The organism is Brotaphodocola sp. (genome assembly GCF_983179755.1).
The window spans coordinates 77345-83655 of sequence record NZ_CFAHBC010000008.1; the positions used below are offsets into that span (position 1 = coordinate 77345).

The window sequence follows — 6311 nt, forward strand, 5'->3', positions numbered from 1 at the left end:
CAGTCTGCGTTTGTTTTTCTCTATTACTTATTACTTGTCGCCGTTTTTGCTCATCTTGTCAATGGCTTCCCACAGACCATTCAGATAAGTTGCTCCAAGTGCACGGTCATACAGACCATATCCCGGACGACCAACCTCATCCCAGATCATTCTTCCGTGGTCTGGACGAATGTAGGTATCCGGGCAGGTGTCATAGATTGCCTTCATGATTGCAAACATATCCAGATCGCCGTCGGAAGACAGGTGGCTTGCCTCACGGAACTTGTGGTAGCCAAGGTATTTTACGTTGCGGACATGCATGGCATTGATGCGGTTCTTCTCACCGAAGTGACGGATGATTGCCGGAATATCGTTGTCCGGGTTAGAACCTAAAGAACCGGTGCACAGGCACAGTCCATTTGCCGGAGACTCATGAAGAGCACAGATCTTGTCGTAGTCCTCCTGGCTGTGTGCGATACGCGGAAGACCAAAGATCGGCCATGCCGGATCATCCGGATGACAAGCCATCTTCACGCCAACTTCCTCACATACCGGGATGATCGCATCCAGGAAATACTTGTAGTTTGCACGCAGATCGTCCGGAGTGATGCTCTCATACTGCTTTAAGGTCTTCTCAAGCTCAGCCAGACGCTCCGGCTCCCAGCCCGGAAGAGTAAAGCCGTTGCTGTCCTCAGCGGTCTTCTTTACCAGATCAAGCGGAGTCATCTCTCCAAGCTCTTTCTCATCGAAGTACAGGCTGTTAGAACCATCCTCCGGAATCAGGCGAGCCAGATCGGTACGAAGCCAGTCAAATACCGGCATGAAGTTGTATACAATAACCTTTACGCCATACTTTGCCAGATTGCGGATCGTGGTGATGTAGTTTGCGATGTACTCGTCACGGGTCGGCAGTCCCATCTTGATGTCCTCATGGACATTCACACTCTCGATAACCTCACACTCAAGACCAGCCTCATGAACGTACTCCATGTACGGCTTGATCTCCTCCTCGGTCCAAACCTCACCTGCTGCCTTGTAGTCAAGCAGTCCCATCAGACCGCTCATTCCCGGGATCTGTTTGATCTGCTTTAAAGAGATCGGGTCATTGCCTTCTCCATACCAGCGAAATGTCATCTTCATTGTTCATTTCCTCCTTACACATTCTTATAGATTTCTTTGTTGTTTGTTGCATATCCTGTATTGCGTGGTACATGTTTCTTGTTTTGTTCGTTTATGTGTGTCTTTTCTTTTGTTAGCCCTATTATACTATGGTTTTCGGCATTGGTCAACTAATATATTAGTATTTATTTTGTATTTATGACGAATATTTTTTCTATTTTCATTGTTGTTTTCTACACTTTGCGATATGATGGGAAAGAAATGAAAAACGCAAGTCAAATTTGGGCATCGTTTGTGTCATACATAAACTGTCATTTGAGTTGCAGACTCCAATTTCAGAGATTTAAAGATTTCAAAATTTTCAGAAGAAAGGACTTTTTATTATGAACAAAAACACTTCCACCCCGGATCAATCCGAAGAAATCATCACAATCCCCTGTCGCGTCGGACCGACGATGTTTCGCGACTTTGCAATGTTTGACACCCTGATCCGCCAGAAACGGCTCCGCTCACCGATCATCTTTTTCTGTATCATGGGATTTTTTGCTCTGATCTGCTACGTCTTTCGTGCTCACGCCGATCAGGCGGTTCTCATGGGAAATGTCCTTCTTGGCATCGGCATTCTGCTCCCCGTCGGATACCTGCTCAACTTCTATCTCTCTGTGCGGGCACAGGCAAAAAAACTGAAACTCGACCCGCCTCGCCTCGTCTACACACTGAATTTCACCCGTGCAGAGGACGGCATCACAGTGACCTCCCCAAACACTTCCGAGGGCACACTCCGCTTGAACTGGAGCAACCTCTCAGGCGCATGGCGGGTAAAAGGAGCGATCTATTTTTATTCCTCCGAGCGTCAGGCATTTCTGCTCCCGGACGGTCAGGCAACTGTGTCGGCGGATGCACTCTGGGAGTTTTTGAGTGAAAACCTTCCGACCGAAAAACTCCACGATCGGAGACATTCTTAAGATATTTATATAACCAATAATCATTTTTTCTCATGTTTTTCGATCCTGTATTCTGTACACACATTTTAAAAAATGCTATAATGGGCGCAGATATTTGTTTTATGTGCTCGCGAAATCTCTTTGTTCCTGCTTTTAAGGCAAGTGCAAGAGAGATTTCGCAAGTACATTTTCTACAAGGAGGAGAAACATTATGAAAAAATACGCACCATTTCTTTTGGCATTGGCAACAGGAGCAGTCCTTGCCGGATGTTCCGGTCAGAAGACTGCTGAGACGACCGCACCTTCCGAGGCAGTAGAATCCAGCGCAGCATCTGCTTCCGAGACTTCTGAGTCCGCAGAATCTGCCTCTGAGTCCGAATCTCAGGAATCCGCAGAAACGACCGACAGCGCAGACGGTATTGTCCGCGTCGGCTCTTTGAAAGGACCGACCTCTATGGGTCTTGTTCATCTGATGGATGAGAATGAGAACGGAGAAGCAGGCAGAAATTACGAGTTCACAATGGTCACCGCAGCCGATGAGCTTCTCGGCAAGATTGCTTCCGGCGATCTCGACATCGCCCTGATTCCGGCAAACACCGCAAGCGTTCTCTATAACAAGACAAAGGGCGGTATCTCCGTCATTGACATCAATACCCTCGGTGTCCTCGACGTCGTTGCTTCCGACGATTCGATCCAGTCAATCGCGGACTTAAAGGGCAAGACGATCTACATGACCGGAAAGGGAACGACCCCGGACTACGTTTTTCATTACCTGCTGAGCGCAAATGGACTCAGCGACAGCGATGTCACCCTCGAATTCAAGTCTGAGCCTGCTGAGGTTTCCGCTGTTCTGAAAGAGAATGCAGACGCAATAGGCGTCCTTCCTCAGCCGTTTGTCACCGCAACCTGTATGCAGAATGAGGCCTTAAAGATCGTTCTCGATCTGACGGAGCAGTGGCAGAATGTCCAAGGTGAAAACGGAAGCCAGCTCGTAACCGGTGTCACCGTTGTCCGCACCCCGTTCCTCGAGGAGCATCCGGAAGAGGTTGAAACTTTCTTAAATGATCACAGCGCTTCCGCTGCATTTGCAAATGAGAATCCGGATGAGACCGCAGATCTGATCGTAAATGCAGGCATCATCGAGAAAGCACCGGTCGCACAGAAAGCACTTCCGTTCTGCAACATCACCTGTCTCACCGGCGAGGAGATGAAAACTGCACTGAGCGGTTATCTTCAGGTTCTGTATGATCAGGACCCGACTTCCGTAGGTGGAGCACTTCCGGCAGATGATTTTTACTATCTGTCCAAGCAGAACTAAAACAAACCAAACGGTCGCAGAGCCGTAGACAATCACAGAAAAAATTTCAAACAAAAGGAGCGGTTTTCATGCATCACCGGTTATCTCTGAGAACTTTGGCGATTGTGCTCGCGTGGCTTGCCATCTGGCAGATCACAGCAGCCATCGTCGCAAACGACATTCTTCTTGCGGGGCCGGCGGACGTGATCCGCTCCCTTTTTATGCAAATTTTCACCTCGGACTTCTGGCTTTCGATCGCGATGTCCTTCTCAAAAATCATGGGCGGATTTCTGCTCGCCTTTTTTACGGGAATCTTGCTCGGAAGTCTCTCCTTCCGCTTCCCGCTTCTTGGCGAGATCCTCGGTCCCCCGCTCTTACTGATGAAATCCGTGCCGGTTGCATCATTTGTGATTCTTGCACTGATCTGGGCGGGCTCGGAAAATCTTTCGATTTTTATCTCCTTTTTTGTTGTGTTTCCGATCATTTATGTCAATACACGCTCCGGTCTTGCAAGTACCGATCCAAAACTGCTTGAGATGGCGAAGGTCTTTCACCTCTCTCTCCCGAACCGCATCCGTTTTCTCTACCTTCCGGCACTCTTCCCATATCTTTCAAATGGTTGCCGGATTGCACTTGGAATGGGCTGGAAATCCGGAATTGCAGGAGAAGTCATCGGAGTTCCCTCCCACACCGTCGGCGAGCACCTCTACATGTCAAAGATTTATCTGGCAACTGCAGATCTCTTTGCATGGACGCTGATGATCATCCTGATCTCTCTCCTGACCGAACGGATTTTTTTAGGGATCCTGGGTCTTACGGAAAAAATCAATCGGCACTGTCACCATCGCAGTCTCCACGAGCTTCACAAACCTCATGGGCTTCATGATTTTCGCAGGGTTCACAATCTTCATGATCTCCACAAACTCACTGCCCGCAGATTCACAGCTTCTGCAATATCTGCAATCCAAAACGACTTATTTCAAAATGACTCATTCCAAAACGAGGCATTTTCTCTTGAGATTCAGAATCTCTGCAAATCCTTCGGGGATCAGACGATTCTCTCAAATCTTTCGCTGAATCTCCGATCGGGAAATATTTTCTGTCTCATGGCTCCATCGGGAAGTGGAAAAACAACTCTGTTTCGGATTCTTCTCGGTCTTGACTCTGCTGACAGTGGAAATGTGAACCTGCACACACAAATCACAGATACACAAACCTTGGATATGCAAACAATAGGCACACAAATCCCAGGCATACCAATAAAAGCCTCAGACACACAGCTTGAAACAAGAAAAACACGATCCCATTCCGATGCTCTGCCCCGCTTCTCCGCTGTCTTTCAGGAAGATCGACTCTGCGAGGAATTTTGTGCTCTCGACAACGTGATGCTTGTCTCCCACAACACCTTTTCCTATCAGAACGCGTATACGGCGCTCTGTGCCCTTCTTCCGCCAGAAGCAATACTTCGCCCCATCTCGACACTAAGTGGCGGTCAGAAACGGCGTGTTGCGCTCTGTCGGGCACTTCTCGCCCCGTCGTCGATTCTTTTAATGGACGAGCCATTCACCGGACTCGATGAAAAGACCCGATTGGAAGTAATCGAATTTCTGAAACCTTTTGCAAAACAAAAAGTGCTCCTGATCTCCACCCATCAGGCAGAAGATGCAGAAGCACTCGGCGCAACTGTGATTCATTTATAATTATTTATACGAACCGATTTTTAATTTTTTTCGGGAATTTTTGGGGGATTTCCAGAGATTCCTAAAGATTTCAAGGTTTTTAAGCAGGAAACTCCTGCGAAAAACAACGGTTTTTCAAGGTTTTTCGGGAATTTTGAAATTTTTTTAATTTTTTTAATTTTTTTGCTTGACGAAAGGCGAAATCCATGATAGTATATAGGAGTTCGATTCGAGAGCACAAAACAAAAGCTCAGAAACGAAGAGAAATCGAGGCGTGGCTCAGTTTGGTAGAGCGCTGCGTTCGGGACGCAGAGGTCGCAAGTTCAAATCTTGTCGCCTCGACTTCGGCCTCATGGTCAAGCGGTTAAGACGACGCCCTCTCACGGCGTAAACTCGGGTTCGATTCCCGATGAGGTCATCAAAGTGAGAAAAGCTGGTACAGAGTTCTGTATCAGCTTTTTTGTTATCTAAACATCCTCTAACTGAATCTCTAAATCCCTCAGGTCTTACAACGAACTATAACGCATCTCCTTCACACAAAATATCTCATGCCATGCATAGCCATACATCATAGCCATACATAAAGGAAGCAACATTCAAGTCGACGCTCGCGGAGACTTAAACCTATAAAGAGAAAAAGAGCACAGGAAAGTTGATTCCTGTACTCTCTCATTCTCCATATGGCATCAATCATACTATACTATCTTTCATTATTTAGCTGGGCCAGCGGGATTCGAACCCGCGAGTGCAGGAGTCAAAGTCCTGTGCCTTACCGCTTGGCGATAGCCCAATAATCATATCATTTTTACCATAGGAGGTAATTATACCTTATAATCAAGGAATTTGCAACACAAAATGCAACTCGACTTCTGAAAATCCTTGATTTTAAGCCATTTTTTCAATGCGGGCGACAGGACTTGAACCTGCACGGTTACCCGCCAGCTCCTAAGGCTGGTGCGTCTGCCATTCCGCCACGCCCGCTTTCACAATTTCCTATCATACAAAAAAAATCCCGTGAAGGGATTTCTCAGGGTGGATAAAGGGATTCGAACCCTTGGCCTCCAGAGCCACAATCTGGCGCGCTAACCAACTGCGCTATACCCACCATATATCATTTTTCCATACCTTTCGGTATGTAATGAGCCTGAAGGGATTCGAACCCCCGACCCACGGCTTAGAAGGCCGTTGCTCTATCCAGCTGAGCTACAGACTCATTCTCGAAAAACAAAAGTTTTTCGGAAGCGGGCGATGGGAATCGAACCCACGTATCCAGCTTGGAAGGCTGGTGTTCTA

Annotated in this window: 3 protein-coding genes, 6 tRNA genes and 2 pseudogenes; 6 read left to right on the forward strand and 5 right to left on the reverse strand. The window is 47.4% G+C overall.

Annotated features, from left to right (window positions below; translation table 11 throughout):
* Positions 1-30: 30 nt before the first annotated feature.
* Positions 31-1119 carry a mannonate dehydratase gene (gene uxuA, locus AC4EVX_RS05170; protein WP_177978275.1) on the reverse strand — a complete coding sequence of 363 codons (1089 nt, stop codon included), beginning with the start codon at positions 1117-1119 and terminating at the stop codon, positions 31-33.
* 362 nt (positions 1120-1481) lie between these two features.
* Here uxuA and AC4EVX_RS05175 point away from each other — a divergent pair, with 362 nt between their 5' ends.
* From AC4EVX_RS05175 to AC4EVX_RS05200, 6 genes and pseudogenes are all read left to right on the forward strand, one after another.
* Positions 1482-2063 carry a YcxB family protein gene (locus AC4EVX_RS05175; RefSeq protein ID WP_177978274.1) on the forward strand — a complete coding sequence of 194 codons (582 nt, stop codon included), beginning with the start codon at positions 1482-1484 and terminating at the stop codon, positions 2061-2063.
* Positions 2064-2253: 190 nt separating this feature from the next.
* Positions 2254-3360, forward strand: a complete 1107-nt coding sequence (locus AC4EVX_RS05180; protein ID WP_177978273.1) for an ABC transporter substrate-binding protein — start codon at positions 2254-2256, stop codon at positions 3358-3360.
* A 68-nt stretch (positions 3361-3428) separates the two neighbouring features.
* Positions 3429-4148: pseudogene (locus AC4EVX_RS05185) on the forward strand (ABC transporter permease); the annotation flags it as partial.
* Positions 4149-4409: 261 nt separating this feature from the next.
* Positions 4410-5039 (forward strand): annotated as a pseudogene (locus AC4EVX_RS05190) (ATP-binding cassette domain-containing protein); the annotation flags it as partial.
* A 247-nt stretch (positions 5040-5286) separates the two neighbouring features.
* Positions 5287-5360, forward strand: a tRNA-Pro gene (locus AC4EVX_RS05195).
* Between the two features lie 4 nt (positions 5361-5364).
* A tRNA-Glu gene (locus AC4EVX_RS05200) sits at positions 5365-5436 on the forward strand.
* A 300-nt stretch (positions 5437-5736) separates the two neighbouring features.
* Here the strand turns inward: AC4EVX_RS05200 and AC4EVX_RS05205 are convergent.
* The 4 genes from AC4EVX_RS05205 to AC4EVX_RS05220 all read right to left on the reverse strand — a co-directional run bounded on the left by AC4EVX_RS05205 (position 5737) and on the right by AC4EVX_RS05220 (position 6231).
* Positions 5737-5808 (reverse strand) — tRNA-Gln (locus AC4EVX_RS05205).
* Positions 5809-5920: 112 nt separating this feature from the next.
* Positions 5921-5999, reverse strand: a tRNA-Leu gene (locus AC4EVX_RS05210).
* Between the two features lie 50 nt (positions 6000-6049).
* Positions 6050-6123: transfer RNA gene (locus tag AC4EVX_RS05215), tRNA-His, on the reverse strand.
* Positions 6124-6157: 34 nt separating this feature from the next.
* Positions 6158-6231: transfer RNA gene (locus AC4EVX_RS05220), tRNA-Arg, on the reverse strand.
* Positions 6232-6311 lie beyond the last annotated feature (80 nt).